Here is a 1932-nt window from a genome sequence, read left to right as displayed (position 1 = left end):
CTCCCGTCCGCGAACGGTGCCGTCGTAACGCGCTGGCCGACAGTTCACGGGGCGGGGAGCGCGTGAGGTGTCGGTGAGCGCGAAACGTCCCCTGCACGCGCACCGCCCCCCGCGTGCACGACGCATCGTGCGGGTACACGGTGCGTCGTGTGTGGTCACGTCGCGACACGCGCCGTTGCGCGCCGCGACGCGAGTCCGTCGGCCGCGGAGCGGCAGGGGCTGGTCGTGCGTTCCAGTCCGTGGGTTCGGCCGGTGTCAGGAGCGTACGCAGGATCGGGGCCGCCGTGGCGGAGTGCTGCGGGATGCCGAACACGCCCTGCGGGTCCACGCAGGCGGGCGTCCGGTCAGGCGGCGGCCAGCGCGCCCATCTCGGCGACGACGGCGCGGAGCCTGGTGGCGAGTTCCTCCGGGCCGCTGACGGTCTCGCGGTGCGCCACCTCGGACAGCGCGGACATCACGAGCGCCACCGCGGTGCGGGCGGTCTGCTCGTCGGTCCGGGCCCCGACCGTGGCGAGCAGGGACTGCCGGGACTCGGCCATCCACTGCATGACCATCGCGGACATCTCGGGGCGGAGCACGAGCAGCTCCTTCATCCGGCGCCGGTCCTGCGACAGGGGCACGGTGGCGGCGACGAGGCCGCACAGGTCGTCGATGAACCGACCCTCGGCGGCGGCGAACCAGGTCGCGGCGGCCTCCGGGACCTCGACGGTGTCGAGGCCGAGGGCGGCGTGCGCCTTCGACGAGAAGTAGTTGAAGAACGTCCGCGGCGAGACGTCGGCGTCGGCGCAGATCTGCTCCACGGTGACCCCGTCGAGGCCGTGCGCGGAGACGAGCGTCAGCGCGGCGTCGTGCAGCGCCGTGCGGGTCTGCTGCTTCTTCCGTTCACGCAGCGAGCACGGCTCCGTCGCCGTCGTCGCGGGGATGGTGGTCACGATCGCTCCTGGGGTGGTGGTGTGGGGCGCCCGTCCACGAAGGGGGACAGCGGACGGACGCCCCGGTCGGTCACCGGCGCCGCGCGGGCTGCGTCGGGGTGGATCCGGTCATCGGGCCGGTGAAGGACCCCGCCTCGGCGGCGGCGAGGCCGGCGGCAGCCTCGAGCTCGTCCTCGGCGGAGAGCCGGTCGTCGTCGGCGTTGCGCTTCGCACCGGCGGCGTCCGCCTGCTCCTGCAGGGCCGAGCGCTGGCGCAGCGGCGGCACCCGGAAGAACCAGGTGAGGACGAAGGCGAGCAGGATCACGCCGAGCCCGACCCAGTAGATCGTCACGGACGAGGCGTTGAAGCCCGCCATGAACGGCCGGGTGAGCCGGCTGTCCGCACCGGTCAGGAACGAGGTGTCGTTCGTGCTCATGGTGCTCGACCCCGAGTCGCTGCTGTCCGAGACCTGCTTCGCGACGGCCGGGGTGAGCTCGCCCACCCAGTACGACCGCTCGGAGGCGTCCGACCAGTCGACGACGAGCCTGCCGTCCTGCACCGAGGCGTGCGCCTTCTCGGCCGCTGCGGCGAGGGCCTGGTCCTGCACGGCTGCCGGGGCGCTCGCGGTCGCCTGCTGCACCTGCGCGGTGACCGACCGCGTGCGCCTCCGGCAGGTCGAGGTCACCGCGGAAGAACCCACCGCCGTGCAGCCACACGAGGGTCGTGCCCCGAGCGGCCCCCGTACGAGCCGCGTACCGGCGGACCGGCACCGGGCCGTGCGGCCCCTCGACCACCCCCACAGCCGACGACCGGCTAGGCGTGCAGCGCGGTGTTGAGCTGGATGCCCTGCCCCTGCCGCTGCAGGGCCTCGACCGCGCCGGTCAGCGAGTTGCGGCGGAACAGGATGTTCGGCGTGCCCGAGAGCTCGGCGGCCTTGACCGTCCGGGGCGTCTCGTCGGGGTTCGGTGCCGCCCCGACGAGCACGACCTTCGTGCCGGCCGTCACGTACAGGCCTGCCTCG

At 73.9% G+C, this 1932-nt stretch carries 2 protein-coding genes and 1 pseudogene; all 3 read right to left on the bottom strand.

Annotated features, from left to right (window positions below):
• Positions 1 to 344: 344 nt before the first annotated feature.
• The gene (locus I5E_RS21735) at positions 345 to 932 is read right to left on the bottom strand and encodes a TetR/AcrR family transcriptional regulator (protein WP_022907229.1); all 588 of its coding nucleotides are present in this window, start codon (positions 930 to 932) and stop codon (positions 345 to 347) included.
• Between the two features lie 70 nt (positions 933 to 1002).
• Entirely contained in the window at positions 1003 to 1551 is a 549-nt protein-coding gene (locus I5E_RS12165; protein WP_187290507.1) for a hypothetical protein, read from the bottom strand.
• A 173-nt stretch (positions 1552 to 1724) separates the two neighbouring features.
• Positions 1725 to 1932: pseudogene (locus I5E_RS12160) on the bottom strand (2,3,4,5-tetrahydropyridine-2,6-dicarboxylate N-succinyltransferase); the annotation flags it as partial.

This window comes from Curtobacterium sp. B18, assembly GCF_000333375.1.
Taxonomy (GTDB): Bacteria; Actinomycetota; Actinomycetes; order Actinomycetales; family Microbacteriaceae; genus Curtobacterium.
This window is presented reverse-complemented; position numbering and strand designations above follow the sequence as displayed.